At 47.1% G+C, this 25680-nt stretch carries 44 protein-coding genes; 41 read left to right on the forward strand and 3 right to left on the reverse strand.

Annotated elements, in window-relative coordinates:
• Positions 1-11: 11 nt before the first annotated feature.
• Complete coding sequence (locus PMI05_RS01305; RefSeq protein WP_007716234.1) at positions 12-398, reverse strand: hemoglobin like protein; 387 nt, start codon at positions 396-398, stop codon at positions 12-14.
• 356 nt (positions 399-754) lie between these two features.
• Here PMI05_RS01305 and rpsJ point away from each other — a divergent pair, with 356 nt between their 5' ends.
• The 38 genes from rpsJ to PMI05_RS01495 all read left to right on the forward strand — a co-directional run bounded on the left by rpsJ (position 755) and on the right by PMI05_RS01495 (position 22179).
• Entirely contained in the window at positions 755-1063 is a 309-nt protein-coding gene (gene rpsJ, locus PMI05_RS01310) for a 30S ribosomal protein S10 (RefSeq protein ID WP_007716236.1), read from the forward strand.
• A 147-nt stretch (positions 1064-1210) separates the two neighbouring features.
• A complete protein-coding gene (rplC, locus tag PMI05_RS01315; protein ID WP_007716241.1) occupies positions 1211-1840 on the forward strand; it encodes a 50S ribosomal protein L3 in 630 nt (209 codons plus the stop codon).
• 20 nt (positions 1841-1860) lie between these two features.
• Complete coding sequence (gene rplD / locus PMI05_RS01320; RefSeq protein WP_007716242.1) at positions 1861-2484, forward strand: 50S ribosomal protein L4; 624 nt, start codon at positions 1861-1863, stop codon at positions 2482-2484.
• Entirely contained in the window at positions 2484-2774 is a 291-nt protein-coding gene (gene rplW / locus PMI05_RS01325) for a 50S ribosomal protein L23 (protein ID WP_007716243.1), read from the forward strand. The genes rplD and rplW overlap by 1 nt, the downstream gene beginning before the upstream one ends.
• Positions 2775-2806: 32 nt before the next feature.
• The gene (gene rplB / locus PMI05_RS01330) at positions 2807-3637 is read left to right on the forward strand and encodes a 50S ribosomal protein L2 (protein ID WP_007716245.1); all 831 of its coding nucleotides are present in this window, start codon (positions 2807-2809) and stop codon (positions 3635-3637) included.
• 49 nt (positions 3638-3686) lie between these two features.
• Complete coding sequence (gene rpsS, locus PMI05_RS01335; protein ID WP_007716246.1) at positions 3687-3968, forward strand: 30S ribosomal protein S19; 282 nt, start codon at positions 3687-3689, stop codon at positions 3966-3968.
• Between the two features lie 29 nt (positions 3969-3997).
• Positions 3998-4330, forward strand: a complete 333-nt coding sequence (gene rplV, locus PMI05_RS01340; protein WP_007716247.1) for a 50S ribosomal protein L22 — start codon at positions 3998-4000, stop codon at positions 4328-4330.
• A 13-nt stretch (positions 4331-4343) separates the two neighbouring features.
• A complete protein-coding gene (rpsC, locus tag PMI05_RS01345; protein WP_007716248.1) occupies positions 4344-5006 on the forward strand; it encodes a 30S ribosomal protein S3 in 663 nt (220 codons plus the stop codon).
• A gap of 2 nt (positions 5007-5008) precedes the next feature.
• Positions 5009-5443 carry a 50S ribosomal protein L16 gene (gene rplP, locus PMI05_RS01350; protein WP_007716249.1) on the forward strand — a complete coding sequence of 145 codons (435 nt, stop codon included), beginning with the start codon at positions 5009-5011 and terminating at the stop codon, positions 5441-5443.
• Positions 5433-5630, forward strand: a complete 198-nt coding sequence (rpmC, locus tag PMI05_RS01355; protein ID WP_007716250.1) for a 50S ribosomal protein L29 — start codon at positions 5433-5435, stop codon at positions 5628-5630. Before rplP ends, rpmC begins: the two co-directional genes overlap by 11 nt.
• A 22-nt stretch (positions 5631-5652) precedes the next feature.
• Positions 5653-5919, forward strand: coding sequence for a 30S ribosomal protein S17 (gene rpsQ, locus PMI05_RS01360; protein ID WP_007716251.1), 267 nt, complete (start codon positions 5653-5655; stop codon positions 5917-5919).
• A 42-nt stretch (positions 5920-5961) separates the two neighbouring features.
• Positions 5962-6330 (forward strand): 50S ribosomal protein L14, encoded by a 369-nt coding sequence (gene rplN, locus PMI05_RS01365; RefSeq protein ID WP_007716252.1) that lies wholly within the window; start codon positions 5962-5964, stop codon positions 6328-6330.
• Positions 6331-6379: 49 nt separating this feature from the next.
• The gene (rplX, locus tag PMI05_RS01370; RefSeq protein ID WP_007716253.1) at positions 6380-6694 is read left to right on the forward strand and encodes a 50S ribosomal protein L24; all 315 of its coding nucleotides are present in this window, start codon (positions 6380-6382) and stop codon (positions 6692-6694) included.
• 26 nt (positions 6695-6720) lie between these two features.
• Positions 6721-7263, forward strand: coding sequence for a 50S ribosomal protein L5 (rplE, locus tag PMI05_RS01375; RefSeq protein ID WP_007716254.1), 543 nt, complete (start codon positions 6721-6723; stop codon positions 7261-7263).
• 24 nt (positions 7264-7287) lie between these two features.
• Positions 7288-7473: a type Z 30S ribosomal protein S14 gene (locus PMI05_RS01380; protein WP_007716256.1), complete on the forward strand. Its 186-nt coding sequence runs from the start codon at positions 7288-7290 to the stop codon at positions 7471-7473.
• 27 nt (positions 7474-7500) lie between these two features.
• A complete protein-coding gene (gene rpsH, locus PMI05_RS01385; RefSeq protein ID WP_007716262.1) occupies positions 7501-7899 on the forward strand; it encodes a 30S ribosomal protein S8 in 399 nt (132 codons plus the stop codon).
• A gap of 35 nt (positions 7900-7934) precedes the next feature.
• Positions 7935-8471 carry a 50S ribosomal protein L6 gene (gene rplF / locus PMI05_RS01390; protein ID WP_007716264.1) on the forward strand — a complete coding sequence of 179 codons (537 nt, stop codon included), beginning with the start codon at positions 7935-7937 and terminating at the stop codon, positions 8469-8471.
• Positions 8472-8503: 32 nt separating this feature from the next.
• Entirely contained in the window at positions 8504-8866 is a 363-nt protein-coding gene (rplR, locus tag PMI05_RS01395; RefSeq protein WP_007716266.1) for a 50S ribosomal protein L18, read from the forward strand.
• A gap of 18 nt (positions 8867-8884) precedes the next feature.
• The gene (rpsE, locus tag PMI05_RS01400; RefSeq protein WP_007716268.1) at positions 8885-9382 is read left to right on the forward strand and encodes a 30S ribosomal protein S5; all 498 of its coding nucleotides are present in this window, start codon (positions 8885-8887) and stop codon (positions 9380-9382) included.
• A 16-nt stretch (positions 9383-9398) separates the two neighbouring features.
• Positions 9399-9584 carry a 50S ribosomal protein L30 gene (gene rpmD, locus PMI05_RS01405; RefSeq protein ID WP_007716270.1) on the forward strand — a complete coding sequence of 62 codons (186 nt, stop codon included), beginning with the start codon at positions 9399-9401 and terminating at the stop codon, positions 9582-9584.
• 33 nt (positions 9585-9617) lie between these two features.
• Positions 9618-10058 (forward strand): 50S ribosomal protein L15, encoded by a 441-nt coding sequence (gene rplO / locus PMI05_RS01410; protein WP_007716272.1) that lies wholly within the window; start codon positions 9618-9620, stop codon positions 10056-10058.
• Positions 10058-11353, forward strand: coding sequence for a preprotein translocase subunit SecY (gene secY / locus PMI05_RS01415; protein WP_007716273.1), 1296 nt, complete (start codon positions 10058-10060; stop codon positions 11351-11353). The genes rplO and secY overlap by 1 nt, the downstream gene beginning before the upstream one ends.
• Positions 11354-11413: 60 nt before the next feature.
• Positions 11414-12058, forward strand: coding sequence for an adenylate kinase (locus tag PMI05_RS01420; RefSeq protein WP_007716278.1), 645 nt, complete (start codon positions 11414-11416; stop codon positions 12056-12058).
• Between the two features lie 6 nt (positions 12059-12064).
• Complete coding sequence (gene map, locus PMI05_RS01425) at positions 12065-12811, forward strand: type I methionyl aminopeptidase (RefSeq protein WP_007716279.1); 747 nt, start codon at positions 12065-12067, stop codon at positions 12809-12811.
• A gap of 118 nt (positions 12812-12929) precedes the next feature.
• Positions 12930-13148 (forward strand): translation initiation factor IF-1, encoded by a 219-nt coding sequence (gene infA, locus PMI05_RS01430; protein ID WP_003333772.1) that lies wholly within the window; start codon positions 12930-12932, stop codon positions 13146-13148.
• Between the two features lie 34 nt (positions 13149-13182).
• Positions 13183-13296 (forward strand): 50S ribosomal protein L36, encoded by a 114-nt coding sequence (gene rpmJ / locus PMI05_RS01435; protein ID WP_003333770.1) that lies wholly within the window; start codon positions 13183-13185, stop codon positions 13294-13296.
• Positions 13297-13317: 21 nt separating this feature from the next.
• Positions 13318-13686, forward strand: a complete 369-nt coding sequence (gene rpsM / locus PMI05_RS01440) for a 30S ribosomal protein S13 (RefSeq protein WP_007716287.1) — start codon at positions 13318-13320, stop codon at positions 13684-13686.
• A gap of 16 nt (positions 13687-13702) precedes the next feature.
• Positions 13703-14104: a 30S ribosomal protein S11 gene (gene rpsK / locus PMI05_RS01445; protein WP_007716288.1), complete on the forward strand. Its 402-nt coding sequence runs from the start codon at positions 13703-13705 to the stop codon at positions 14102-14104.
• A 156-nt stretch (positions 14105-14260) separates the two neighbouring features.
• Positions 14261-15205 (forward strand): DNA-directed RNA polymerase subunit alpha, encoded by a 945-nt coding sequence (locus PMI05_RS01450; protein WP_007716289.1) that lies wholly within the window; start codon positions 14261-14263, stop codon positions 15203-15205.
• A gap of 56 nt (positions 15206-15261) precedes the next feature.
• Positions 15262-15621 carry a 50S ribosomal protein L17 gene (gene rplQ / locus PMI05_RS01455; protein WP_007716290.1) on the forward strand — a complete coding sequence of 120 codons (360 nt, stop codon included), beginning with the start codon at positions 15262-15264 and terminating at the stop codon, positions 15619-15621.
• Positions 15622-15789: 168 nt separating this feature from the next.
• Positions 15790-16641 carry an energy-coupling factor transporter ATPase gene (locus PMI05_RS01460; protein ID WP_007716291.1) on the forward strand — a complete coding sequence of 284 codons (852 nt, stop codon included), beginning with the start codon at positions 15790-15792 and terminating at the stop codon, positions 16639-16641.
• A complete protein-coding gene (locus tag PMI05_RS01465; protein WP_007716292.1) occupies positions 16617-17489 on the forward strand; it encodes an energy-coupling factor transporter ATPase in 873 nt (290 codons plus the stop codon). The genes PMI05_RS01460 and PMI05_RS01465 overlap by 25 nt, the downstream gene beginning before the upstream one ends.
• A gap of 2 nt (positions 17490-17491) precedes the next feature.
• Positions 17492-18289, forward strand: a complete 798-nt coding sequence (locus PMI05_RS01470; protein WP_007716293.1) for an energy-coupling factor transporter transmembrane protein EcfT — start codon at positions 17492-17494, stop codon at positions 18287-18289.
• Positions 18286-19020, forward strand: a complete 735-nt coding sequence (gene truA / locus PMI05_RS01475; protein ID WP_007716294.1) for a tRNA pseudouridine(38-40) synthase TruA — start codon at positions 18286-18288, stop codon at positions 19018-19020. Before PMI05_RS01470 ends, truA begins: the two co-directional genes overlap by 4 nt.
• A gap of 244 nt (positions 19021-19264) precedes the next feature.
• On the forward strand, positions 19265-19702 hold the full coding sequence (rplM, locus tag PMI05_RS01480) for a 50S ribosomal protein L13 (RefSeq protein ID WP_007716295.1): 438 nt from the start codon (positions 19265-19267) through the stop codon (positions 19700-19702).
• Positions 19703-19722: 20 nt separating this feature from the next.
• Positions 19723-20115: a 30S ribosomal protein S9 gene (gene rpsI, locus PMI05_RS01485; RefSeq protein ID WP_005828788.1), complete on the forward strand. Its 393-nt coding sequence runs from the start codon at positions 19723-19725 to the stop codon at positions 20113-20115.
• A 124-nt stretch (positions 20116-20239) separates the two neighbouring features.
• Positions 20240-20956, forward strand: a complete 717-nt coding sequence (cwlD, locus tag PMI05_RS01490) for an N-acetylmuramoyl-L-alanine amidase CwlD (protein WP_304412530.1) — start codon at positions 20240-20242, stop codon at positions 20954-20956.
• A gap of 110 nt (positions 20957-21066) precedes the next feature.
• The gene (locus tag PMI05_RS01495) at positions 21067-22179 is read left to right on the forward strand and encodes an Mrp/NBP35 family ATP-binding protein (RefSeq protein WP_007716299.1); all 1113 of its coding nucleotides are present in this window, start codon (positions 21067-21069) and stop codon (positions 22177-22179) included.
• 53 nt (positions 22180-22232) lie between these two features.
• Here the strand turns inward: PMI05_RS01495 and gerD are convergent, their stop codons facing one another.
• A complete protein-coding gene (gerD, locus tag PMI05_RS01500; protein WP_007716300.1) occupies positions 22233-22880 on the reverse strand; it encodes a spore germination lipoprotein GerD in 648 nt (215 codons plus the stop codon).
• Between the two features lie 125 nt (positions 22881-23005).
• On the opposite strand from gerD, the gene PMI05_RS01505 reads away from it, so the two are divergent.
• Positions 23006-23593 (forward strand): KinB-signaling pathway activation protein, encoded by a 588-nt coding sequence (locus PMI05_RS01505; RefSeq protein WP_007716301.1) that lies wholly within the window; start codon positions 23006-23008, stop codon positions 23591-23593.
• A gap of 26 nt (positions 23594-23619) precedes the next feature.
• Here the strand turns inward: PMI05_RS01505 and pdaB are convergent, their stop codons facing one another.
• Positions 23620-24390 carry a polysaccharide deacetylase family sporulation protein PdaB gene (gene pdaB / locus PMI05_RS01510; RefSeq protein WP_007716302.1) on the reverse strand — a complete coding sequence of 257 codons (771 nt, stop codon included), beginning with the start codon at positions 24388-24390 and terminating at the stop codon, positions 23620-23622.
• 125 nt (positions 24391-24515) lie between these two features.
• On the opposite strand from pdaB, the gene PMI05_RS01515 reads away from it, so the two are divergent.
• Both PMI05_RS01515 and PMI05_RS01520 read left to right on the forward strand, forming a co-directional pair.
• On the forward strand, positions 24516-25169 hold the full coding sequence (locus PMI05_RS01515; protein WP_039960001.1) for a stage II sporulation protein M: 654 nt from the start codon (positions 24516-24518) through the stop codon (positions 25167-25169).
• A gap of 115 nt (positions 25170-25284) precedes the next feature.
• Positions 25285-25518 (forward strand): hypothetical protein, encoded by a 234-nt coding sequence (locus PMI05_RS01520; RefSeq protein WP_007716307.1) that lies wholly within the window; start codon positions 25285-25287, stop codon positions 25516-25518.
• The last annotated feature ends 162 nt before the right edge of the window (positions 25519-25680 follow it).

Raw genomic sequence — 25680 nt, forward strand, 5'->3', positions numbered from 1 at the left:
TACGCTTTTTCTTATTGTTCCCACTTATTGACCATATGGTGGGCGGTTAAACGCAAACGATCAAAGATTTGTTTCCGAATCTCGCCTTCGAGTCCAGTCAAATACATGGCTCTATCCATACATGAGAGCCAAGCCTCTGCCTGTATAGGTCCAATAGGGAACGGCATGTGTCGTGCTCGCAGCATCGGATGACCATGGGCGTCCGAATAAAGGCTTGGACCACCGAGAAACTGTGTCAAAAACTGATATTGACGCTCCTTCACTTCGGTTAAATCTTCAGGGAAGAGGTCGGTAATGTCGGGATGCTGCTTTACCAGATCGTAAAAGGTATCGACAAGACGGGCTAAGGTATCTGCACCGCCGATGATTTCATAAGGGGTTTGATTCACATCAGACACTGAGGAAAACCTCCATTTCTTAACGATTACAACCATAAGTATAACGTCTTCCTTCTATTATAGATAGATTGCTCGGCGAGTTGGCAGGTAATCCCGCTTGCCTTTCTTCCCGGAAATCTGTAATATGGTCAAGGTGAGCTATTCAGTAGGCACACCATGTACAAAAAAATATGCGGAAACCCAAGAAAAAACTTGCGTTGCCCAATTCTTTTTAGTACAATATTGAATGTTGGTCATGGACTTGCGATGATGTGGGAGGTTGCTGACACACCCGGGCCCTTTGCCATGACTGGGGTGCAGGATATTTCCACGGAGAAATGTCTGTTTAAAAAATGGGCGAAAAAGGAGGGACTTCAATGGCAAAGCAAAAGATTCGTATTCGTTTGAAGGCGTATGATCACAAAATCCTGGATCAGTCCGCAGAGAAAATCGTGGACACTGCGAAGCGTTCCGGTGCTAACGTATCCGGTCCAATTCCACTTCCTACGGAGAAAGCAATTTACACGATCCTGCGTGCGGTTCATAAGTACAAAGATTCTCGTGAGCAATTCGAGATGCGTACACATAAACGTTTGATCGATATCTTGAATCCTACACCACAAACAGTAGATGCTCTGATGCGTCTGGATCTGCCATCTGGTGTAGACATCGAGATTAAACTGTAAGGTCCCAAAAAGCGATACACGCGCAGACGTTGTCTTGATAAGCGTGTTATACCAAGCAACAAACCCTTAAATGGCACCCCTGCGCATCGATGGGGACTTGATACAACATAAAATGTTTTACTGAAATAAGCACAGGAGGTGGCACAAATGACCAAAGGAATCTTAGGGAAAAAACTTGGAATGAGTCAAGTTTTTGGTCCAAACGGAGCAGCGATTGCTGTAACGGTTATCGAAGCAGGTTCTAACGTAGTTCTTCAGAAGAAAGACGTTGCGAACGACGGTTATGAAGCAATTCAAATCGGTTTCGACGACAAAAAAGAACAGCGCGCTAACAAGCCGGAAAAAGGCCATGCAGCAAAAGCTAACACTGCTCCTAAGCGCTTCATTCGCGAAATTCGCGGAGTAAACCTCGCTGACTATGAGGTTGGTCAAGAGTTGAAGGCTGACATTTTTGCTGAGGGAGAATTCGTTGACGTTGCCGGCGTAACCAAGGGTAAAGGTTTCCAAGGTGCGATCAAACGTCACAATCAATCCCGCGGTCCTATGGCTCACGGTTCACGCTACCATCGCCGCCCAGGTTCTTTGGGTGCTGTCGATCCAGGTCGTGTATTTAAAGGCCAAACCCTGCCAGGTCAAATGGGTGGAGACAACGTTACCATTCAAAACCTGGAAGTGGTTAAAGTTATCGCAGAACGCAACTTGATTCTCGTGAAAGGCTCCGTGCCTGGTCCGAAAAACGGATGCGTACTGGTTTCCACGGCAGTCAAGAAGAACTAGTAAGGAAAGGAGGAACTGACATGCCGAAAGTAGCTCTTTATAACCAAAGCGGTTCTCAAGTTGGCGAAATCGATCTGGCAGACAGCGTATTTGGGATTGAGCCTAACAGCGCAGTTCTGTACGATGCGATCGTGATGCAACAAGCATCCCAACGCCAAGGTACACATGATGTAAAGAACCGTTCTGAAGTACGTGGTGGTGGCCGCAAGCCATGGCGCCAAAAAGGTACAGGACGTGCACGCCAAGGTTCCATTCGCTCTCCGCAATGGAAAGGTGGCGGTGTTGTATTCGGTCCAACTCCGCGCAAATACGGTTACAAACTGAACCGTAAAGTTCGCCGTTTGGCACTGAAATCCGCACTCTCCGCAAAAGTACAAAGCAATGAAATTTTGGTTTTGGAAGCTCTGAACATTGCAGCTCCTAAAACAAAAGAAATGACAGTTGTTCTGAACAACTTGAAAGCAGATCGCAAAGTTCTGATCGTTACTTCCGAGTACGACCAAAACGTAGCTCTTGCTTCCCGCAATATTCCAGGTGCAAAAATCGTAGATGCTGCAGGCATTAACGTTCTTGATCTGGTAGCGCATGACAAAGTAATCGTGACGAAAGAAGCGATTGCGAAAGTAGAGGAGGTGCTCGCCTAATGAAGAGCCTTCATGATGTCCTTAAACGCCCTGTCATTACCGAGCGCACCACTGATATGATGGCTGAGAAAAAGTACGTATTCGAAGTACCTCTCAAAGCCAACAAGACAGAAATCAAACAAGCAGTTGAAAAAGTATTTGGCGTAAAAGTAGAAGCAGTTAACACAGTTCGTGTACCTGCTAAACCAAAACGCTACGGAAAATACTCCGGTTACACGTCCGAGTGGAAGAAAGCAATCGTTAAGCTGACTGATGACAGCAAAGAATTGGCCTTCTACGAGGGAGTATAACCTCGACGACTACCGAAAAGGAGGGTATTAACATGGGTATCAAAAAGTTTAAACCGACTTCTCCTGGTCGTCGCCAAATGACGGTTTCTACTTTCGAGGAGATCACCACGTCGACTCCCGAAAAATCCTTGTTGGCGCCTCTCAGCAAAAAAGCTGGTCGCAACAACCAAGGTAGAATTACCGTTCGTCATCAAGGTGGCGGTCACAAACGTAAATACCGTATTATCGACTTCAAACGTAACAAAGATGGTATCATTGGTCGCGTAGCAACCATTGAATACGATCCAAACCGTTCCGCTAACATCGCGCTGATCAACTATGCAGACGGTGAAAAGCGTTACATTATCGCTCCACAAAACCTGAAAGTGGGCGACCAGATTGTATCCGGAGCAGATGCCGACATCAAAATCGGTAACGCACTGCCAATGGAGAAAATCCCGGTAGGTACTACCATCCACAACATCGAGCTGAAACCTGGTAAAGGTGGCCAATTGGTTCGCGCTGCTGGTACTTCTGCTCAATTGCTTGGTCGTGATGGTGAATTCGTAATCGTTCGCCTGTCTTCCGGTGAAACTCGCCGCATTCATAACGTATGCCGCGCTACCATCGGTCAAGTAGGTAACCAAGATCACGAATTGCTGAACATCGGTAAAGCAGGACGTTCCCGCTGGTTGGGTATTCGCCCGACAGTTCGCGGTAGCGTAATGAACCCTAACGATCACCCACACGGTGGTGGTGAAGGTCGCGCTCCAATCGGTCGTAAGGCTCCTGTTACTCCTTGGGGTAAACCAACCCTGGGTCTCAAGACTCGTAAGAAGAAGAACAAGTCCGACCAGTACATCATCCGCCGCCGTAAAAAGTAAGGTAGGCTGATACTATAACCGAACGCCTATGGCGAAGGGAGGTTCACTAATGGGACGTAGCTTAAAAAAGGGTCCTTTCGTGGATGACCACTTGATGAAAAAAGTTGACGAGCAAAATGAAAAGAACGAGAAACGCGTGATCAAAACATGGTCTCGCCGTTCCACCATCTTTCCTGATTTCGTAGGACACACGTTTGCAGTTTACGATGGCCGCAAACATGTACCTGTATACGTATCGGAAGACATGGTTGGTCATAAATTGGGTGAATTCGCACCAACTCGTACCTTCAAGGGTCACGTCGACAACGACAAGAAGTCCAAGAAGCGCTAATTTTCTCTTGACAGAGAGGAGGTACAAAGATGGAAGCAAAAGCAGTTGCACGCAATATTCGCATCGCGTCTCGTAAAGTCCGCCTGGTGGTTGACTTGATCAGAGGCAAGCAAGTAGGTGAAGCTTTGGCGATCTTGAAACATACGCCTAAAGCATCTTCTCCGGTTGTTGAAAAGCTCCTGAAATCGGCTATTGCAAACGCTGAGCACAACTACGAGCTGGATCCAAACAGCCTGGTAGTGAGCAAAATCTTCGTAGACCAAGGTCCTACGTTGAAGCGTTTCCGTCCGCGCGCTATGGGTCGCGCTAGCCGCATCCATAAACGCACGAGCCACATCACAGTGGTACTAAACGAGAAATAAGGAGGGATTACGTGTGGGTCAAAAGGTAAGCCCGGTAGGTCTTCGGATCGGTGTCATTCGTGACTGGGAGTCCAAATGGTACGCTGACAAGGACTTCGCAACTCTGTTGCACGAAGACTTGAAAATCCGTAAGTATGTAAAAGGGCGTCTGAAGGATGCTGCTGTATCCACGATCGAAATCGAACGCGCAGCTAATCGCGTGAACGTTACGATTCACACCGCTAAGCCTGGTATGGTAATTGGTAAAGGTGGTTCAGAGGTTGAAACTCTGCGCAAAACTTTGACCGAACTGACTGGCAAACGCGTTCATATCAACATCAACGAAGTAAAACGTCCGGATCTGGATGCTACTCTTGTAGCTGAAAATATTGCACGCCAATTGGAAAACCGCATTTCTTTCCGCCGTGCGCAAAAGCAATCGATTACTCGTTCGCTGCGCTCTGGTGCTAAAGGTATCAAAACCTTGGTAAGCGGTCGTCTTGGCGGCGCGGACATCGCACGTTCTGAAGGTTACAGCGAAGGTACTGTTCCGCTTCACACATTGCGCGCTGACATCGACTACGGTACTGCTGAAGCACATACCACTTATGGTCGCATCGGTGTTAAAGTGTGGATCTATCGTGGAGAAGTCCTTCCAGCGAGAAAGAACGTCGCTACTGAGGAAGGAGGCAAGTAATCATGTTGACGCCAAAACGCGTGAAACACCGTAAACAACACCGCGGGAAAATGGCAGGTAACGCAAAAGGCGGTACTACTGTTGCGTTCGGTGAATACGGATTGCAAGCAATGGAGCCATCTTGGGTAACTAATCGTCAGATCGAGGCAGCTCGTATCGCGATGACTCGTTACATTAAACGTGGTGGTAAAGTTTGGATCAAAATTTTCCCAGACAAACCAGTAACACAAAAACCGCTCGAAGTACGGATGGGTTCCGGTAAAGGTTCTCCTGAGAAATGGGTAGCGGTAGTGAAGCCAGGCAAGATCATGTTTGAACTTGCTGGTGTTCCTGAAGAAGTCGCTCGCGAAGCTATGCGTCTGGCTATGCACAAACTGCCTATCAAGTGCAAGTTCGTGAAGCGTGAAGAAGTGGGTGGTGACGCACATGAAGGCTAATGAGTACCGTAATTTGACCACTGCCGAGCTCGAACAAAACGTTACTTCTTTGAAAGAAGAGTTGTTCAACCTTCGTTTCCAGTTGGCAACGGGTCAACTCGAAACCACATCTCGTATCAAACAAGTGCGTAAGGATATTGCTCGTGCGAAAACCGTCCTGCGCCAGAGAGAATTGGGAATCGGCTAATTATAGGAAGGAGGTTTGAACGATGACCGCAGATCGCAATATGCGTCGAACCGTTGTAGGTCGCGTCGTTTCCGACAAGATGGATAAAACCATTGTTGTTCTTGTTGAAACTTACAAGACACACCCATTGTACGGTAAACGCATGAAATTCTCCAAAAAGTTCAAGGCTCACGATGAGAACAACGCAGCAAAAGTTGGCGACATCGTAGAAATCATGGAAACTCGTCCATTGTCTAAAGACAAGCGTTTCCGTATGGTACGTATCGTTGAAGAGGCAGTAATCGTATAAGTCAGATTTTCGGATAGATAAATCCGAAAGGAGGAACAGTAAATGATCCAAACTCAAACGAGATTGGCTGTTGCTGACAACTCCGGTGCTAAGGAACTCATGTGCATCAAGGTTCTGGGTGGTTCCGGTCGCAAAACGGCGAACATCGGGGATGTTATCGTGTGCTCCGTAAAATCCGCTACACCCGGCGGCGTTGTCAAGAAAGGTCAAGTAGTTAAAGCGGTTGTAGTACGCACAGCAAGTGGCGTTCGTCGTAAAGATGGTTCTTACATCAAATTCGATGAGAATGCAGCTGTAGTTATCAAAGACGATCAATCCCCTCGTGGAACTCGTATCTTTGGACCTGTGGCTCGTGAGCTCCGCGACAAGGATTTCATGAAGATCATCTCTCTGGCTCCAGAGGTTATCTAATTGAACGGCAAAACTCAGGCAGTTTGTTCGATAGGAGGTGCACCAAGCGATGCACGTTAAAAAAGGCGACACTGTTATCGTAAATGCGGGCAAAGATAAAGGCAAAAAAGGTCGCGTTCTCGCTGCTTATCCAAAGAAAGAACGCGTTCTGGTTGAAGGTATCAACCTCGTGAAGAAACATAGCCGTCCGTCCCAAGCTAACCCGCAAGGTGGCATTGTGACTCAAGAAGCAGCTATCCACGTATCCAACGTGTCTTTGATCGATCCGAAGTCCGGAAAAGCTACTCGCATCGGTTACAAAGTTTTGGATAACGGCAAGAAAGTTCGGTACGCGAAAAAGTCTGGCGAAGTACTCGACAAGTAGTCAGGTTGGAAAGGAGGATATCCTAGATGGCAACAAGATTGAAAGAAAAGTATACGAGCGAAATCGTGCCTGGTTTGATGAGCAAGTTCAACTACACTTCCATCATGCAAGTGCCGAAAGTAGAAAAGATCATCATCAATATGGGTGTTGGCGAAGCGGTAGCGAACGCTAAGTCCTTGGATACTGCAATTGAAGACCTGCAAATCATCGCTGGTCAAAAGCCTGTAGTAACAAAGGCTAAGAAATCCATCGCGGGTTTCAAATTGCGTGAAGGTATGCCGATCGGTGCGAAGGTTACTCTGCGCGGCGAGCGTATGTACCACTTCCTCGACAAGTTGATGAACGTATCTCTCCCGCGTGTTCGTGACTTCCGTGGAATTTCTTCCAAGGCTTTTGACGGTCGCGGTAACTACACACTTGGTCTGAAGGAACAACTGATCTTCCCTGAGATCGAGTACGATAAAATTGATAAAGTTCGTGGTATGGACATCGTTATTGTTACTTCCGCGAAAACGGATGAGGAAGCTCGTGAGTTGCTGACTCAAATGGGTATGCCATTCCGTAAATAAACCCACTCGTAAGGAGGGAAGAATGTGGCAAAGAAATCAATGATCATCAAGCAACAGCGGGAGCCGAAGTTTGCAGTACGCGCGTACACTCGTTGCGAGCGTTGCGGACGTCCTCACTCCGTATTGCGCAAATTCAAACTCTGCCGTATTTGCTTCCGTGAACTTGCTTATAAAGGTCAAATTCCAGGCGTGAAAAAAGCAAGCTGGTAATTTGAAACGGGAAGGAGGTTTTCTCTCATGGTTATGACTGATCCAATCGCAGATATGTTGACACGAATTCGTAACGCCAACATGGTTCGCCACGAGAAAGTGGAAATCCCGGCGTCCACCATCAAGAAGGAAATCGCGCGCATTCTGAAAGAAGAAGGCTTCATCCGCGATGCGGAGTTTGTTGAAGACAACAAACAAGGAATCATCCGCGTATTCCTGAAATATGGTGCGAGCAACGAGCGCGTCATCACAGGTCTGAAACGTATCTCCAAGCCAGGACTTCGTGTTTATGCAAAGAACAATGAAGTACCTAAGGTTTTGGGTGGTCTCGGTTGCGCGATCATCTCTACATCCACTGGTGTAATGACTGACAAGCAAGCTCGTCAAGCACACGTTGGTGGAGAGGTTCTCGCATACATTTGGTAATTAATAGATCGTAAATAGCACAGGAGGTGCACCACATGTCTCGTGTCGGTAGAAAACCGATCGTGGTCCCTGCAGGCGTTACCCTCACTCTGAACGGTACTGAGCTGACGGTAAAAGGCCCTAAGGGTCAACTCGTTCGTAGCTTCCATGAAGATATCAAAATCAACATCGCTGAAAACGAAGTAGTAGTAGAGCGTCCAAGCGATAACAAACTTCACCGTTCCCTGCATGGTACGACTCGTGCGCTGGTTGCCAACATGGTAAATGGCGTATCTGAAGGCTTCACTCGTACCCTGGAATTGGTCGGTGTAGGTTACCGTGCTGCCAAAACTGGCAACGGCGTTACTCTCTCTCTTGGTTTCTCCCACCCAGTGGAAGTTACTCCAGAAGAGGGTATCGAAATCGACGTACCTAACCAAACGACTCTGATTGTTAAAGGTATCAACAAAGAGCGTGTAGGCCAAGTTGCTGCTGAGATTCGTTCCCTGCGCAAACCTGAGCCATACAAAGGTAAAGGTATTCGTTACAACAACGAAGTGGTTCGTCGTAAAGAAGGTAAAAAAGGTAAATAAGCTTCTAGCTTCATGAGAAAGGAGGCCGCTTAATGTTTACGAAAGCTGATAAAAACAAAGCTCGGAAAAAACGTCATCTGCGAATCCGCAAACGCGTGATTGGTTCAACCATTCGCCCGCGTCTGAACGTATTCCGTTCTTCTAAGCACATCTACGCTCAATTGATCGACGATGCAACAGGCGCAACATTGGTATCTGCATCTTCTTTGGATAAAGAGCTGGGCCTGAATAATGGCGCTAACGTGGAAGCTGCTACAGCTGTTGGCACACTGATCGCTAAGCGTGCACAAGAAAAAGGTGCGACTGAAGTGATTTTTGACCGCGGTGGTTACATCTATCATGGACGTATTAAAGCACTGGCAGAAGCAGCTCGTGAAGCTGGTCTGCAATTCTAACAACAAGGAGGGTAAGGAATGCGTATCGACCCTAGCAAATTAGAGCTCGAAGAAAAAGTAGTCGCAGTTAACCGTGTAGCAAAAACGGTTAAAGGTGGACGTCGCATGAGCTTCAGCGCCTTGGTTGTTGTGGGAGACCGTAACGGCCACGTAGGTGCTGGTATGGGTAAAGCTCAAGAAGTTCCAGACGCTATTCGCAAAGCGATTGACGATGCTAAGAAAAAATTGATTCGTGTACCGATGAGAGGGACAACTGTTCCACACCAAGTACTGTGCCAATTTGGCGCAGGTAAGGTTCTCATCAAGCCTGCTGCCCCTGGTACAGGAGTTATCGCTGGTGGACCTGTTCGTGCCGTACTCGAACTGGCTGGTGTAGGCGATATTTTGAGTAAGTCTCTTGGTTCCAACAATCCTATCAACATGGTCAACGCTACGCTGGAAGGCCTCGGCCGTCTGAAAACAGCGGAAGATGTCGCGAAATTGCGCGGTAAGACTGTTGACGAGTTGTTGGGTTAATAAGGAGGGAATGAAAATGGCAAAATTGCAAATCACCCTCAAACGCAGCTTGATTGGTCGCACTGTTGACCAACAAGACACTGTAAAAGCTCTGGGTCTTCGCAAAATCAACTCCACTGTAGTGAAGGAAGATAACGCTGCAATCCGTGGAATGGTTTTCAAAGTGAAGCACTTGGTTGAAGTGAAAGAAGTAGAAGCTTAATTGAACATCTCAATTAGTTAGGAGGTGCAACGTATGAAATTGCATGAACTGCAACCTGCAGAAGGATCCCGTCACACTCGTAAGCGCATCGGTCGCGGTATTGGTAGCGGTACTGGCAAAACTGCTGGTAAAGGTCACAAAGGTCAAAACGCTCGTTCTGGTGGCGGTGTTCGCCCTGGTTTCGAGGGTGGTCAAAACCCATTGTACCGTCGTCTGCCTAAGCGTGGTTTCACTAACATCAGCCGCAAAGAATTTGCGATTGTTAGCTTGGACGCGCTGAACCGTTTCGAAGAGGGCACTGTAGTAACACCTGAACTGTTGAAAGAAACGGGTGTTATCAGTGCGCTGCGCGATGGTGTTAAGGTTCTTGCTAACGGTGAACTGACTGTGAAGCTGACTGTAAAAGCTCACAAGTTCTCCGGAGCTGCTGCTGAGAAGATCGCTCAAGTCGGTGGAACAACCGAGGTGATCTAATGTTAGCGTCCTTAACTAACATTTTTAAGATTAGCGACTTGCGTAGTAAGATCCTTTTTACGCTCATGATGCTGGTTGTTTTCCGGATCGGAAGCTTCGTGCCAGTTCCTAACGTAAACGTCGAGTTGTTTCAGCAGAACACAAACCAATTACTGGGCTTGTTGAACACCTTTTCGGGTGGAGCACTGCAAAACTTCTCGATTTTTGCCATGGGTATCATGCCGTACATTACGGCATCGATTATCATGCAGCTGATGTCCATGGATGTTGTGCCTAAGCTTACGCAATGGGCTCGTGAAGGGGAAGTTGGCCGTCGCAAGATTGCCACCGTTACCCGTTACGCTACCATCATCCTTGGTTTGATTCAGTCTGTAGGGATGACGATTGGATTCAACAATATGGCGCCTGGATTGCTAAACGACACGTCGGTTAGTAGCTATGCACTCATTGCGTTGACTTTGACAGCTGGGACCGCATTCATGATGTGGATGGGGGAACAGATTACGGAGAAGGGTATCGGTAACGGGATTTCGATCCTGATCGTTGCCGGGATCGTTGCTGGATTGCCTAATGCAGCTTCAACGATTTACACCACGATGTTTGGTGATCCATCTGTAAATATCTTTTTCAGCATCGTCAAAGTTCTGCTTATCCTATTGGTGGTCCTCGCCATTATTGTCGGGGTTATCTTTATGCAGCAAGGTCTTCGTAAGATTCCAGTGCAATATGCGAAACGAGTGGTTGGACGCAAAATGTACGGTGGTCAATCTACCCACATTCCGCTGAAAATCAACTCTGCTGGTGTTATTCCTGTTATCTTTGCGGTATCGCTGGTAATGTTCCCGTCAACTCTTGCTCAGTTCTGGGTGGATGCATCCGGACAAGGATTTGCTAACTGGATTTATCAGAACTTCCAAGTCAACCAACCATTAGGAATGACGCTTTACGCTATCTTGATTCTCGGATTCACCTACTTCTACACATTCGTACAGATCAACCCTGTACAAATGGCAGAAAACATGAGAAAAAATGGTGGTTACATTCCTGGTATCCGACCTGGTAAAAACACTGAGGTATTCATTACTCGTACATTAAACCGGTTAACATTGGCGGGCGCTTTGTTCTTGATGCTGATTGCGATTTTGCCATTCATCTTCGGTAGTATTGCAAACTTGCCGCAATCCATTTACATCGGCGGTACATCGCTGTTGATCGTGGTTGGGGTATGCTTGGATACAATGAAGCAGATTGAAAGTCAGATGATCAAACGCCACTACCAAGGGTTTATCAAGTAATGACTTAGATGTTTACAGAAAAGCATCTGTAGCTTTTTTGATGGGACGGAGGGAATGGACGTGAATATAATTCTGATGGGACTGCCTGGAGCCGGTAAAGGGACACAGGCAGAACGTATCGTAAAAGAGTTTGACATCCCGCACATTTCGACTGGCGACATGTTCCGAGCTGCAGTCAAAAACGAAACGCCGCTCGGACTAGAGGCTAAATCCTACATGGATAAAGGTCATCTCGTTCCAGACGAGGTCGTCATTGGTATTGTGCGGGAGCGCCTTTCGATGGATGACTGCGAAAAGGGATTCCTCTTAGATGGTTTTCCGCGCACAGTTCCTCAGGCGGAAGCGTTGACAGCTACAGTAAAAGAGCTGGGACGCGAAATTGACCATGTAATTAACATCAACGTTCAACGCGAGCAATTGATTGAACGTCTGACCGGTCGCTGGATCTGCCCTGTTTGCGGTGCTAGCTATCACACGATGTTCAATCCTCCAAAAGAGGCTGGCGTATGTGATAAAGATGGTGGTAAGCTGTATCAGCGTGATGACGACAAGATCGAAGTGGTAACACAACGCCTTGACGTAAATATCGCTCAAACGCAGCCACTTATCGACTACTACTCCGCACAGGAACTTCTGCGAGATATCGATGGAGAACAAGATATCCAGGTAGTGTTTGCGGAAATTAAGTCTTTGTTGCGAGGGTAATTGCGAATGATTATCCTAAAGTCGAAAGCAGAACTTGAGGTTATGCGCGAAGCTGGTCGTATCGTCGCACTCACCCATCAAGAACTGGCCAAGGCGATCAAGCCTGGTGTCACGACGAAGCAGCTAGACGAAATTGCCGAGACCTTTATTCGAAGCATGGGAGCAATTCCATCGTTTAAAGGCTATGGTGGCTTTCCAGGAAGTATCTGTGCTTCAGTCAATGAAGAACTCGTACACGGGATCCCAGGTAAACGGGCGTTGCAAGAAGGAGACATTATCAGTATCGACATTGGTGCCCAGTTTCAGGGTTACCATGGCGACTCCGCTTGGACGTATCCGGTCGGTAAGATTTCAACAGAAAACCAGAATCTGCTCAGAGTAACGGAAGAGTCGTTGTACAAGGGGCTTGAAAAAGCTGTTCCGGGTGGACGCTTATCCGATATCTCTCATGCGATTCAGGTTCATGCAGAAGCTGCCGACTTCACACTCGTTCGCGAGTATGTGGGGCATGGGATCGGGCAAAACTTGCACGAAGATCCGCAGGTTCCTAACTACGGCCCTCCTGATCGAGGACCGCGGTTAAAACCAGGCATGGTGTTGGCAATTGAGCCAATGGTAAATGCCGGCGAACGTTATGTCCGCACATTGGAGGACAATTGGACGGTAGTAACAGTGGATCGGAAAACTTGTGCTCATTTTGAACACACCATCGCGATTACGGAAGATGGCTATGAGATTTTTACACGGATATAAAAACGGTAGTTCCGAATGATTCGGGATTGTCGTCCAACGTGTCGACGATAAGTTCGTTGTGTGATCATTTCGCAAAACTCATGGGCCGACTGAAGAGCAGAAGAAAGGAGAGTTTACCATGGCAAAAGATGATGTAATTGAGGTGGAAGGTACGGTAATCGAACCTTTGCCAAATGCTATGTTTCGAGTAGAATTAGAGAATGGACATAAAGTCCTTGCTCACGTCTCTGGAAAAATCCGCATGCACTTTATCCGTATCCTGCCGGGGGATAAAGTAACTGTTGAACTGTCGCCGTACGACTTAACCCGCGGACGTATTACGTACCGCTATAAATAGTAAGCAAAACCCCTAGAAAAGGGAGGCAAGAACCATGAAAGTGAGACCTTCGGTTAAACCGATCTGCGAGAAATGCAAGGTTATCCGTCGCAAAGGTAACGTAATGGTTATTTGTGAAAATCCGAAGCATAAGCAAAAACAAGGGTAAACAAGGAGGTGCTTTTGACACATGGCACGTATTGCAGGCGTAGACTTGCCGCGCGAAAAACGCGTTGAAGTTGCTCTTACCTACATTTTTGGTATTGGCCGCCCCACGTCTCAAAAAGTTCTGTCCGCCACTGGCGTAGACGCTAACACTCGTGTTCGCGATCTGACAGAAGACGAAGTAAACAAACTTCGTGAATACATCGACAAAACTGTGAAGGTGGAAGGTGACCTCCGTCGTGAGATCTCCCTCAACATCAAGCGTCTGATGGAAATCGGTTGCTTCCGTGGCATCCGTCATCGTCGTGGACTTCCAGTTCGCGGTCAACGTTCTAAAACAAATGCTCGTACGCGTAAAGGTCCACGCCGTACAGTAGCAAACAAGAAGAAGTAAAGGAGGGTAATCTGACATGGCGAAAAGAAAACAAGCTACAGCAACTCGTACCCGTCGTCGTGACCGTAAGAATGTTGAAGTCGGCGTAGCACACATCCGCTCAACTTTCAACAATACGATTGTCACTATCACGGATCCACACGGTAACGCGATCTCTTGGTCCAGTGCTGGTTCCCTCGGCTTCAAAGGCTCCCGCAAAAGCACGCCATTTGCTGCGCAAATGGCTGCTGAAGCGGCTGCACGCGTTGCTATGGAACACGGTATGCGTTCCCTTGAAGTATCAGTAAAAGGCCCAGGTGCTGGTCGTGAAGCTGCGATCCGTTCCCTGCAAGCTACTGGTATTGAAGTGAACATGATTAAAGACGTGACGCCAATTCCGCATAACGGTTGCCGTCCACCAAAACGTCGCCGCGTGTAACTGGTTTATATCGTTCAGAACATGTCCATACTAGAATGGTAAATTCTGATTTATAGCTTGTCATGCACGCAAACGGTAAACCGCCGGGGAAATTCCTGAGTGGGCACGTATGCGGCCCACCCCAGGATTTCGACGTTTTGAAGGAGGGTTTGTTTAATGATAGAAATAGAAAAGCCAAAAATCGAGGTTGTGGAAGTTAGCGACGACAACTCGTATGGTAAGTTTGTTGTAGAACCTCTAGAGCGCGGATACGGAACTACCCTTGGCAACTCGCTGAGACGAATTCTTCTTTCGTCCTTGCCAGGCGCGGCAGTTCGTACTGTTCAAATCGATGGGGTTCTTCACGAATTCTCCACGATTGAAGGCGTCGTTGAAGATGTAACCGAGATCATCCTGAACATCAAAGGCTTGGCGCTGAAGATCCATTCCGATGAAGAAAAAGTAATCGAGATCGATGCAGAAGGCGAAGGCGTTGTCAAAGCGGGAGATATCCGTGCTGACAGTGATGTGGAGGTCTTAAACCCTGATCTTCATATTGCAACGTTGGCCAATGGCGGTCGTCTGCATCTCCGCATGACAGCTGGACGTGGTCGTGGTTATGTTCAATCAGATGGAAACAAATCGGAGGATCTGCCTATTGGTGTGATTCCGATTGATTCGATCTACACGCCGATCAAGCGCGTTAACTATCAAGTGGAAAATACCCGTGTAGGGCAAATGACCAACTATGATAAGTTGACACTTGAGGTTTGGACTAACGGTAGCATCAGTCCGGAAGAAGCCGTAAGTCTCGGCGCTAAAATCATGACGGAGCACCTGAACCTGTTTGTCGGTCTGACTGACGAGGCGAAGGATGCAGAAATCATGGTAGAGAAGGAAGAGGACAAGAAAGAGAAAGTCTTGGAGATGACTATCGAAGAGCTTGACCTTTCTGTTCGTTCCTACAACTGCTTGAAGCGTGCCGGTATTAATACTGTGCAAGAGCTGACGCAGAAGACCGAAGAGGACATGATGAAAGTACGCAATCTGGGGCGCAAATCTCTTGAAGAAGTTCAAGAAAAGTTAGCTGAGCTGGGCCTGTCCCTGCGCAGCGACGACTAGAATAGCAAACCAAGAAGCAAGCTTTTGTTCTCTCGATTAAGAGGGAGGTAAACCACATGGCACAACGTAAATTGGGTCGTCGTAGCTCAGCTCGTAAAGCGCTGTTCCGCGACTTGGTAACAGACCTGATCATCAACGAGCGCATCGAAACTACAGAGATGAAGGCGAAAGAACTGCGCCCAATCGCTGAAAAAATGATCACGCTCGCGAAACGTGGCGATCTGCATGCTCGCCGTCAAGTTGCTGCTTTCGTTCGCAAAGAAGTTGCGAATACAGAAGGCCGCGATGCTGTTCAAAAACTGTTCGATGAAATCGCACCTCGCTTCAAAGAGCGCAACGGTGGATACACTCGTATCCTGAAAACCGGCCCTCGCCGTGGCGACGCTGCTCCAATGGCGTACATCGAATTCGTTTAATACATGTAAGCTGGTCGTTTACTCAGGTTTTAGGCCTGGTAGATTACCGCGAAAAGGGTGGGGGCAGATCTGGTCATAGGCTGGACTCTGATTCAACCCTTTTTTCCTTTCTCATCGAAATCCTGCTAGTCAGTTCCCTGTGAAGGCTGGGGAGGTTGTGAATGCCTCATGAATGAAGATAACCTGCTGGCATTGCGAGATGTTTCTTATATCTACGATGGTGAGGATGGCCAACGGGTTCCGGTATTACAAGGTGTTGACCTTACTATTCAAAATGGTTCCTTTGTATCCGTACTGGGTCACAACGGTTCCGGCAAATCAACGATGGCAAAGCTGATGAATGCCCTGTTGCTTCCAGAAGGCGGCACAGTACTTATCGGTGGAATGGATACGAAGGATGGGGAGCAGCTTTGGGAAATTCGACGACATGTGGGCATGGTCTTTCAGAACCCGGACAATCAGATTGTTGGGGCTACAGTGGAAGATGATGTCGCCTTTGGCCTAGAAAACATGGGTGTGGACCCCAAAGAGATGCGAGATCGTATTGATGAGGCGCTCGTTTCTGTAGGGATGGAGTCTTATTTACTGGCACAACCACATCGTCTGTCTGGAGGTCAAAAGCAACGAGTGGCGATCGCAGGGATTATGGCGATGCGTCCTTCTGTCATCATCTTGGATGAAGCGACAGCGATGCTTGATCCACAAGGGAGAATGGAAGTGCTGAATCTGGCTCGTCAACTGAACCGTGACGAGGGACTCACGATCATTAACATTACCCATTTTCCGGAAGAAGCCATCTATTCGGATAAGGTCATCGTCATGAATGCGGGTGAAGTCCTGATGGAAGGTAAGCCGAGTGAAGTGTTTAATGAGGTAGATCGATTGAAACAGGTGGGGCTGGATGTGCCATTTGCCGTTCGACTGCGACACGCACTTCATTCCAAAGGGATTGATATACCGTTTGTCCTGCATCAAGAGGAGCTGGTGGAGCACGTATGCAAATTACTTTTGACCAAGTAAGCCATATCTACGCAAAGGGAACACCGTTCGAAAGAGTTGCCTTACACAATATTTCGCTGACGATTCCATCCGGTTCGTTTGTCGGAATTATTGGCCACACGGGCTCTGGTAAGTCAACGCTGATTCAGCACTTGAACGGGTTGCTGATGCCTAGTACAGGGCAGATTACCCTGGGTGATGCGGTCATTACTCCAAAGCGGCGATTACCCCATGCTCAAAGACGCGATATTGGGCTCGTCTTTCAATATCCTGAACATCAGTTGTTTGAAGAAACGGTTGCGAAGGATGTTGCTTTTGGACCGCTCAATTTTGACTTGCCAACGGAAATGGTGGAAGCGCGCGTAAAGGAGTCCCTTGAAATTGTCGGTCTGGATTATGCCACGATCAAGGATCGTTCGCCGTTTCATTTGAGTGGCGGGCAAATGCGACGTGTTGCTTTGGCTGGTGTTCTTGCCATGCAGCCCAAGGTTCTGGTATTGGATGAACCAACTGCGGGTCTTGATCCTGCGGGACGAGTAACGATTCTGGAAGGGATCTACCGGATTCATCGGGAACAAAACCTCACGACACTATTGGTAACGCACAGCATGGAAGAGGCAGCCCGCTACGCAGACTATTTGCTTGTGATGGCACAAGGTCAAGTAGCTTTGCAGGGGAAGCCGGAGGAAGTATTCATGCAAGTGGATCGTCTCCGAGAGCTGTCTTTGGATGTACCGGAAACGGTGGCTCTCGTATCGCAAATGAATCAAATGCTGCCGGACAAGGCTAGTCTGCCGAGCTCCCTTTATCGGGAGGAAGAGCTGATTGCCCATCTGCTGGAACGACTGTCCGTACCAAAGGAGGGCTAAGCATGCTGCAGAATATCGCAATTGGTCAATACGTACCAGGGCAATCTTTTTTACATCGTGCAGATCCGCGAAGCAAGCTTCTCTTCATCATCCTTTTTGCTACCTTGATTTTTCTTGCTAACAATACGGTAACATACGCCATACTCATTGGTTTTACCTTGTATGCTGCACTTCTTTCTAGGCTTTCATTGTCCTATATATTAAACAGCTTAAAGCCAGTCTGGATCCTGATTTTATTTACCGTCGTCTTGCATATTTTTATCACGAAAGGCGGAACGGTCTACTTTCAGTGGGGATGGTTTACAGTAGAAGAACAAGGAGTTCGCCAGGCGATCTTCATTTCTTTGCGCTTGGGACTTTTGATTCTCATTAGTTCCTTGCTAACACTGACCACCTCTCCAATCGATTTGACGGAAGGTTTGGAGCGTTTACTAGGACCACTAGGGAAGATCGGCATACCGGTTCATGATATAGCCCTGATGATGTCAATTGCACTCCGGTTCATTCCGACCCTGATGGAAGAAACGGATAAGATCATCAAGGCGCAGACCGCCAGAGGGGCCAATTTCACCAGTGGAAGTCTCGTACGCAGAGCCAAGAATCTGATTCCGATCGCTATCCCATTGTTCGTTAGTGCGTTTCGGCGTGCTGAAGAGCTGGCTTTGGCGATGGAGGCGCGTGGCTATCGCGGGGGAGTGGGTAGAACTCGGCTGAATAAGCTGATGTTCACTTGGCGTGATGGAATCGTAGCTGTTGTGAGTGTGATCTTGGTAATTGTGATTGGATGGTGGCGTACATGAAGCGACTGCGATGTGTATTAGCATATGACGGGACTGACTTCAGCGGTTTTCAGGTACAGCCAGATCAAGTAACGGTCCAGGGTGAAATTGAAGCCGCTTTGAATCGGGTTACCGGAGAGGATATCCAAGTCTTCGGTTCAGGCCGGACAGATGCGGGTGTTCATGCGCGCGGTCAAGTGATTCACTTTGACACGTCGAGTAACATTCCGATGGATAAATGGCGGTTTGTGTTGAACAATCAGTTGCCTGATTCTATTGTCATTCGGACAGTCGAAGAGGTCGATGCCTCTTTTCATGCGCGTTTTGACGTGCAAGTAAAAGAATATCGATATTGCATCGACAATAATCCAGTGGCAGATGTATTTCGGCATCGTTACGCCGACCATATCCGGTTTCCGTTAGATGTGGACGCGATGCAGCAGGCTGCTCATTATTTGGTGGGTGAACATGATTTTACTTCCTTTTGCTCGGCAAAGACATTTGTCGAGGACAAGGTTCGGACTGTGTACGGGCTCACCGTGGAAAAAAACGGAGACGAGGTATGGGTGACATGCCGAGGCAACGGTTTTTTGTACAATATGGTTCGAATTATTGTGGGGACTTTGGTTGAAGTAGGGCAAGGAAAAAGAAATCCTGCTGAACTGAGGGAAATCCTCGCCGCATGCGATCGGGAAAAGGCAGGTAAGACAGCACCAGCCAAGGGTTTGACCATGTGGGAAGTTGTCTACTAGTTCTCTGATTTCCAACTATTAGACGAACGAGCAGCACTTGACTATAGGGCGTCTATGTAGTACGATATTCCTTGGTATTTTAACCCCGCCTAGCCCCACTCTAGCCCCGGGATTGAATGACAAGATCGTGATTACATGGAACACCTGGAAGAGTTGCTCACCCGTAACAGCAATTAACTTCCATTGCAAGTTTCGGTTGTTTTGGTTATAAGTGTGTTAGGTAAGATATTTAGGAGGGACAAAAATGCGTACCACATATATGGCGAAACCGCTCGAAGTTGAGCGCAAATGGTACATCGTTGACGCTGAAGGCCAAACGCTGGGTCGTCTGGCGAGCGAAGTAGCTTCAATCCTGCGCGGAAAATTGAAACCAGAATTCACTCCTCACGTTGACGCTGGCGATTTCGTAATCGTACTCAACGCTGACAAAGTGAAATTGACTGGTAACAAACTGAATGACAAAATTTACTACACTCACTCCCTGTATCCAGGTGGTTTGAAAAAGACCACTGCTGGCGCAATGCTGAACAAGAGACCAGATCGTATGTTCGAACTGGCGGTAAAAGGCATGCTGCCTAAAAACAGCCTGGGACGTCAAATGTTCACCAAGCTGAAAGTATACGCTGGAACTGAGCATCCACACGCAGCACAAAAACCAGAAGTTTGGCAAATTCGCGGTTAAGGTAAAGGGAGGAAATATACGTGGCACAAGTACAATACTACGGTACAGGTCGTCGTAAGCACTCCGTAGCACGCGTTCGCCTGGTTCCAGGTGAAGGTCGCATTGTGATCAACAAGCGTGAAATGGATACTTACTTTGGTTTGGAAACACTGAAATTGATCGTAAAACAACCACTCGTTCTGACTGAAACTCTTGGTCGTTACGATGTATTGGTTAACGTAAACGGCGGCGGAACCACTGGTCAAGCTGGTGCAATCCGTCACGGCGTTGCTCGCGCTCTGCTGAAAGCAGATCCGGAACTGCGCGGCGCTCTGAAACGCGCTGGCTTCCTGACTCGCGACCCTCGTATGAAAGAGCGTAAGAAATACGGCTTGAAAGCAGCTCGTCGCGCACCTCAATTCTCCAAGCGCTAATTGCTGTTCGATACAACCCCTTGTCTGTTCGCAGGCAGGGGGTTTTTCCTTTTTATAAACGGGTATATTTGTCCATGTTTGTCCATATGATGGAACGAGAATGGGACAAAGGGGACGATACACTGTGACACGAAAAGGAGTAGGCTGGATATTGGCTTTTGCGGTACTTATGCTGTTGTTCACCTACGAAACGCCTGATCGTTCTTCCTGGCAGGCATGGTCGCTGCCATTGACGGGAACGGTTATAGCCATTGACCCTGGGCATGGGGGAATAGACGGCGGTGCCGTTTCCAAAGCCGGGGATGTGGTTGAGAAAGAAGTGACTTTGGCCATTAGCATGTACTTGCGGGATTTCCTTCAGCAGTCAGGAGCGTTTGTAGTTATGACGAGGGAGGAAGACAAGGATTTGGCGAGTCCAGATGCGGCGCAGGCACGCAAACGAAAATCTGAGGATATTCGAAACCGAGTAAGGCTGGTCAATGATAGTACACCGGATTTTTTGGTCAGCATACACGTTAATTCCATCCCTTCTCCGAAATGGTCGGGAGCACAAACTTTTTATTCCCCTAGCTTCAAAAAGAGCGCAGAAGTTTCTTATTTGATACAAGATGAGATCAAACGGGTGATCGGTCATACAGATCGGGTGCCGAGTAAGACGAACAATGTGTTCTTGATTCGGGAGGTTAACTGCCCGGCCGTTTTGGTAGAAGTAGGCTTTGTAAGTAATACGGAGGAGGCAAAGCGACTTCAGAGCGTTGAATATCAAAAGGCTATGGCGAATGCCATTTATCAAGGGATATTGCGTCAGTACTCGGGAGAAAAAGCGCCAATTACACCTTAAGAGGGTGGTGGTCGTGTCCCAACTGCCCGAATATGCTATAATGAACGCGCATACGCTGTCGTTATACCAGCATGAAAATGTTGAAAAGATCATAGATGAGGTGAACCAGAATGTTGACCAGAGAACAGGTTCTCGAAGCACTACGCGATGTAAAAGACCCTGAAATTAATCGTAGCTTGGTCGAGCTCAACATGATTCGGGATATCCATATTGAAGGCAAGAAAGTAAGCCTCACGGTCGTTCTGACGATTTCGGGCTGTCCACTCAAAGCCAAGATCGAGGACGATGTTATCGCAGCCGTGAAAGCGCTAGGAGCCGAAGAAGTACGCCTGCAATTCGGTTCGATGACAGACGAGGAACGTGCGGCTCTGTCTGCCCAGCTTCGCAAGAACCAAGGTGGACAAACACATAACATGACACCGGGACAGGCTCCCCTCTTGAACCCGATCTTGGCGAAGGATTCGAATACAACCTTTATCGCGGTCACTTCCGGAAAAGGTGGCGTTGGAAAATCGACGGTGACAGTGAACCTGGCCGTTGCGCTCGCGCGTTTAGGAAAAAAAGTGGGTATTATCGACGCAGACATTTACGGCTTTAGTGTGCCCGATATGATGAATATTGAACAACGTCCAACCGTGATTGGTGAAACCATTCTGCCTGTTGAAAAGCAAAACGTAAAAGTTATGTCCATGGGCTTTTTTGTGGAGGACAACTCTCCGATCATTTGGCGTGGCCCTATGTTGGGTAAAATGCTGCGTAACTTTTTCACGGAAGTACACTGGGGCGAAGAAATGGACTATCTCTTGCTGGATTTGCCTCCAGGAACGGGTGATATGGCCCTCGACGTGCACACCATGATTCCTCAAAGCATGGAGATTGTGGTAACAACTCCTCATGCTACTGCAGCGTTTGTAGCAGCTCGCGCAGGAGCAATGGCAAAGCGGACCGGTCATGAAATCCTCGGTATTGTGGAAAACATGGCGTGGTACGAAGCAAAGGATGGTTCGAAAGAGTACGTATTCGGGCGTGGAGGAGGAGCTAAGCTTGCCGAGACATTGACATGTGAGCTGCTCGCTCAAATTCCGCTGGGCCAACCGGATAATCATCCATCTGAACCTGATTATTCCCCATCCATCTATGGTGAAAAGACGGAAATTGGTCAGCTTTACATCGATATGGCCAAACGCGTCATAGAAAAATGCGGGGAAGCTGCCAAACAATAATATCCAAGAAGATGAAAAAAGGTGGGCTCTGCAATAGAGCTCACCTTTACTTTTTAGGAAGAAGGGTTGCCGCCACCACCACCGCCGCCGGAACTTCCTGCACCTTCTTTTCCCTTTCCTTTTTTCTTCGGCTTCAGTTCCTTTGGTTTTGTCATGTCCTCGGATACTTTGGTCATGATCTTCATGAGTTCAGCCTGGAACAAAGGACTTTGCAAGGATTCCTTCATCACTTGCATGGTTTGTTGTCGATAAGCAGAGCTTTTCATCAGGTCCATCAAATTTTTCTCAAACTCAGGGTCTTTCATTACGCTTATGAGCTCTTTTTGGTATTCAGGGTCCTTCATCAGGTCCTTCATTAACGTTTTTTGTTCGTTTTTCATGGATTTCGCCATAGCGCTTGCAAACTTAGGGTCTTTAAACGCTTCTTTGATGTGCGTGCTATTGGGATTCGTCATGCTTTGAATCAAAGTTGTCCGCACTGTCGACTCGTCCAGCATCAGACTTTGTTTGAACTTGTCATCCTTCATCATTTTACCTACAGATTGCTTCGCTTCGTCCGTCTGTAATATGTCCAGCACCATGTCTTTGACGCTTTTATAATCAGGCTGAGACGAACTTTGCGCTTGTCCGCCACCCCCGCAACTGGTCAGTACCAGACAGACAAGAGCGGTTAACCAAAAAGACATCGTCTTTTTTCTCATGGGGTGGACACCTCCTTCTTTACTCTGCCTACAAGTAACGTGTGCATTTTGTTTTGTTCTTACGCTAGTATTTTCTTGTATCCATTGGTACAATCATATTCGATGTGGATGGGAGGGAATATTTGGTGAGTTTGCGTAAGTATGGCTGGCTTTTTATTACCACGCTCTTGCTTGGGGGATTAGGTGGGATCCTGGTTGCCCTTATTTTTGATATGGACAAGTTGCTCGTGGGAAGCACCGGTAACTTTTTTGTCGGCTTGTTCATGTATCTATTGTATGGAATGACCATTAGTATTGTGGCTCAGATGGGTTTTTTTGCGTATATGACGATTAATTATTTCGCTAAAACGATATTTAAAACGGCTTCCCTGTGGAAAAGCGTCCAAGTATTTCTTATTTTGTTTGTCTTTTTCGATATGATTTATCTTCGCTATACGTCCTTCGGTGAAGGAAAAGGATTTGGCACGTACTTGATTGAGCCAACGCTATTATTGATTGTCGCTATTGTTACCGCATATGGAAAAGTGAGTCTGACCAATAAATCTGCATGGATACCGACGACGTTCTTTATGTTTGTCGTTACAGCACTGGAATGGATTCCGGCATTGAAGGAAGATAATGTGCGTGCCACTCTGTCCATGCTCGTCCCACTATTGTTTTGTAACGTCTGGCAAGTCATGCAATTGCACCGTCTGGTAAAAAGAGAAAGCTGACCCAATGAAGGTCAGCTTTTTTTGTTTTAGTGAATTTCTTTGCTGTTTACACTTGTACCCGAAATGAGTTCAGATACCGTAACGAATTCATAGCCATCTTTGCGAAGTTGATCAATGATCACAGGGAGAGCAAGATGTGTATCTTTCGCAGAATCGCTCGCGTGCATCAGGATGATGTCTCCTGGATGAGCTTTCGATAATACATTATTGATGATCACATCAGTCCCCGGATTGGTCCAATCTTTTGAGTCCGTATCCCATTGGATGACGGAATAACCCATGCGATTCGCGATATCCAGCACTCGTTTGTCAAAATCACCATTAGGCATCCGAATGAGCGTTGGTTTTTTTCCAGTCATTTCGGTTAGAATGGAGTCGGCTTTGGCCATTTGGGAGCGAATTTCTTCATCGGAGTACTTGGTGTAATTATCGTGCTTGTGACCGTGCGAACCAATTTCTAAGCCATCTTCTTTGATGCGTTTCAAGATGTCCGGATGTCGTTGACTCCAAGGGGAGGAGAGGAAAAAGGTCGCTTTGTTTACCTTTTTTTCTTTCAACACATCCAGTATGGGTAATGCTCGTGTCTCTCCCCAGCTAATGTCAAAGGTAAGGGCGATTTTCTTTTCTTTGGTGTCGACCTTATAAATAGCTTGGGGGGCTTGCGTGCTGGCACCTTCAGCAAAGGCAGCAATTGAATCTCGTTCCGCATAACCAATTCCAGCTGTGAGTACGATAGCCGCGACGATAATTAAGATTTGCTTTAATCGTTTCGCGCTGATCACGTAAATGAATTTCATGGATAAGCACCTCCTTTGTCCGATAACAGTTTATGCAGGTAAGACAAGGATATTCTTTGGCCTGTTGGCTATTGTTGAGGTACAATGCATATAGTGAATGAAGAGGCAGTAAAGGGGTGTGGTGCATGGGCAATCGATTGCGGCATTTATGGCTTGATAACCGAAAATATTTCTTCGCCGCATGCTTATTATTTTTTGGTGGTGCCTTGATTGGTTATTTTCAAGCACCGCTTGTCGAAGATATGGTCGATAAAATGATGGGCCAATTAAAGGAAATTGCTGAACGGATAAAAGACAACGGCGGCGGACCTTTAGCGGTGTTCTGGATGATTTTTTCCAATAATGTTTTCAGTGCATTGATGATGATGGCGCTGGGCATATTGTTTGCATTCTTTCCTATAATTGGATTGCTCGCAAATGGAGTGCTGCTTGGATTTATCCTTTTCAAATACAGTGCGGCGGGAGTAAGTCCATGGCTGATTTTTAGTGCAGGTATTTTGCCACATGGAATTTTTGAGCTCCCAGCTATCCTGTTTGCAGCGGGAGTAGGTATCCGTTTAGGAGTGCTGAGTTTACGATCAGTGGGAGTTCTAATCCAACCACACAAGCTGGCACGATTGAAAAATGACTGGTACGATACGCTCAAGCAATTTCCAATAGCGGTTCTTACTGTGATCGTTTTGTTATTCGTTGCTGCTATTGTGGAGAGCACGATTACGCCAACCATTCTCAAGGAAACAGTGGGCCAACAACTACAGCAATTGAACTTACTGAAATAATTCAGATTTGTGAACAAATTAAAGCCTTCCTAAACGGAGGGCTTTTTATTTTGAATAGGGCTGAATTTTGATGGAAAGGATAGAGGGGAGACTCGTAAGGCGGAGGGCGATATCGTTGCTAGGGTTTTTGTTTAATACGAAAGAAGTACAGGAACTAGAATACTTGTTAAAACGTGAGCTGGAAGAGATGCTCCTTGATTTTAGTGATAAACGAATTGATCAATTAGTGAAGCGGGCTATGGAGGAGAGATACTCCATTATGTTTCGCATGTATGCAAGAATCGCCTCTCCCAATGAGTTATCCAAGTATGTCAGACGCAGAAAACTCGGGGAGGAGCATTATACTTAAAAACTTTTTCAAAAAACATATTGACTCAAAGATAGGTAACGTGATAGATTAATTCTTGTCCTTAAGACGCCATCACGAATAACGATGAACATTGAGGACAGGAAATTGCTCTTTGAAAACTGAACAGCGAAAGCGTTAATGAGTCTATCATTAAATGATTTG

It is taken from the genome of Brevibacillus sp. BC25 (genome assembly GCF_000282075.1).
GTDB lineage: Bacteria > Bacillota > Bacilli > Brevibacillales > Brevibacillaceae > Brevibacillus.

Bases quoted from the DNA above. Each gene is read 5' to 3' on its own strand.
- rplE (WP_007716254.1), top strand. From the start codon at position 6,721: ATGGCAACAAGATTGAAAGAAAAGTATACGAGCGAAATCGTGCCTGGT.
- rplC (WP_007716241.1), top strand. From the start codon at position 1,211: ATGACCAAAGGAATCTTAGGGAAAAAACTTGGAATGAGTCAAGTTTTT.
- PMI05_RS01470 (WP_007716293.1), top strand. From the start codon at position 17,492: ATGCTGCAGAATATCGCAATTGGTCAATACGTACCAGGGCAATCTTTT.
- PMI05_RS01495 (WP_007716299.1), top strand. From the start codon at position 21,067: ATGTTGACCAGAGAACAGGTTCTCGAAGCACTACGCGATGTAAAAGAC.
- PMI05_RS01515 (WP_039960001.1), top strand. From the start codon at position 24,516: ATGGGCAATCGATTGCGGCATTTATGGCTTGATAACCGAAAATATTTC.
- rplD (WP_007716242.1), top strand. From the start codon at position 1,861: ATGCCGAAAGTAGCTCTTTATAACCAAAGCGGTTCTCAAGTTGGCGAA.
- PMI05_RS01465 (WP_007716292.1), top strand. From the start codon at position 16,617: ATGCAAATTACTTTTGACCAAGTAAGCCATATCTACGCAAAGGGAACA.
- rplQ (WP_007716290.1), top strand. From the start codon at position 15,262: ATGGCACAACGTAAATTGGGTCGTCGTAGCTCAGCTCGTAAAGCGCTG.
- map (WP_007716279.1), top strand. From the start codon at position 12,065: ATGATTATCCTAAAGTCGAAAGCAGAACTTGAGGTTATGCGCGAAGCT.
- rplO (WP_007716272.1), top strand. From the start codon at position 9,618: ATGAAATTGCATGAACTGCAACCTGCAGAAGGATCCCGTCACACTCGT.
- rplP (WP_007716249.1), top strand. From the start codon at position 5,009: ATGTTGACGCCAAAACGCGTGAAACACCGTAAACAACACCGCGGGAAA.
- truA (WP_007716294.1), top strand. From the start codon at position 18,286: ATGAAGCGACTGCGATGTGTATTAGCATATGACGGGACTGACTTCAGC.
- rpsM (WP_007716287.1), top strand. From the start codon at position 13,318: ATGGCACGTATTGCAGGCGTAGACTTGCCGCGCGAAAAACGCGTTGAA.
- gerD (WP_007716300.1), bottom strand. From the start codon at position 22,880: ATGAGAAAAAAGACGATGTCTTTTTGGTTAACCGCTCTTGTCTGTCTG.
- PMI05_RS01460 (WP_007716291.1), top strand. From the start codon at position 15,790: ATGAATGAAGATAACCTGCTGGCATTGCGAGATGTTTCTTATATCTAC.
- rpmJ (WP_003333770.1), top strand. From the start codon at position 13,183: ATGAAAGTGAGACCTTCGGTTAAACCGATCTGCGAGAAATGCAAGGTT.
- rpsK (WP_007716288.1), top strand. From the start codon at position 13,703: ATGGCGAAAAGAAAACAAGCTACAGCAACTCGTACCCGTCGTCGTGAC.
- rpsJ (WP_007716236.1), top strand. From the start codon at position 755: ATGGCAAAGCAAAAGATTCGTATTCGTTTGAAGGCGTATGATCACAAA.
- rplB (WP_007716245.1), top strand. From the start codon at position 2,807: ATGGGTATCAAAAAGTTTAAACCGACTTCTCCTGGTCGTCGCCAAATG.
- rpmC (WP_007716250.1), top strand. From the start codon at position 5,433: ATGAAGGCTAATGAGTACCGTAATTTGACCACTGCCGAGCTCGAACAA.
- rpsH (WP_007716262.1), top strand. From the start codon at position 7,501: ATGGTTATGACTGATCCAATCGCAGATATGTTGACACGAATTCGTAAC.
- rplW (WP_007716243.1), top strand. From the start codon at position 2,484: ATGAAGAGCCTTCATGATGTCCTTAAACGCCCTGTCATTACCGAGCGC.
- rplR (WP_007716266.1), top strand. From the start codon at position 8,504: ATGTTTACGAAAGCTGATAAAAACAAAGCTCGGAAAAAACGTCATCTG.
- rplN (WP_007716252.1), top strand. From the start codon at position 5,962: ATGATCCAAACTCAAACGAGATTGGCTGTTGCTGACAACTCCGGTGCT.
- infA (WP_003333772.1), top strand. From the start codon at position 12,930: ATGGCAAAAGATGATGTAATTGAGGTGGAAGGTACGGTAATCGAACCT.
- secY (WP_007716273.1), top strand. From the start codon at position 10,058: ATGTTAGCGTCCTTAACTAACATTTTTAAGATTAGCGACTTGCGTAGT.
- pdaB (WP_007716302.1), bottom strand. From the start codon at position 24,390: ATGAAATTCATTTACGTGATCAGCGCGAAACGATTAAAGCAAATCTTA.
- rpmD (WP_007716270.1), top strand. From the start codon at position 9,399: ATGGCAAAATTGCAAATCACCCTCAAACGCAGCTTGATTGGTCGCACT.
- rpsE (WP_007716268.1), top strand. From the start codon at position 8,885: ATGCGTATCGACCCTAGCAAATTAGAGCTCGAAGAAAAAGTAGTCGCA.
- rplV (WP_007716247.1), top strand. From the start codon at position 3,998: ATGGAAGCAAAAGCAGTTGCACGCAATATTCGCATCGCGTCTCGTAAA.
- PMI05_RS01450 (WP_007716289.1), top strand. From the start codon at position 14,261: ATGATAGAAATAGAAAAGCCAAAAATCGAGGTTGTGGAAGTTAGCGAC.
- rpsQ (WP_007716251.1), top strand. From the start codon at position 5,653: ATGACCGCAGATCGCAATATGCGTCGAACCGTTGTAGGTCGCGTCGTT.
- rplX (WP_007716253.1), top strand. From the start codon at position 6,380: ATGCACGTTAAAAAAGGCGACACTGTTATCGTAAATGCGGGCAAAGAT.
- rpsS (WP_007716246.1), top strand. From the start codon at position 3,687: ATGGGACGTAGCTTAAAAAAGGGTCCTTTCGTGGATGACCACTTGATG.
- rplF (WP_007716264.1), top strand. From the start codon at position 7,935: ATGTCTCGTGTCGGTAGAAAACCGATCGTGGTCCCTGCAGGCGTTACC.
- rplM (WP_007716295.1), top strand. From the start codon at position 19,265: ATGCGTACCACATATATGGCGAAACCGCTCGAAGTTGAGCGCAAATGG.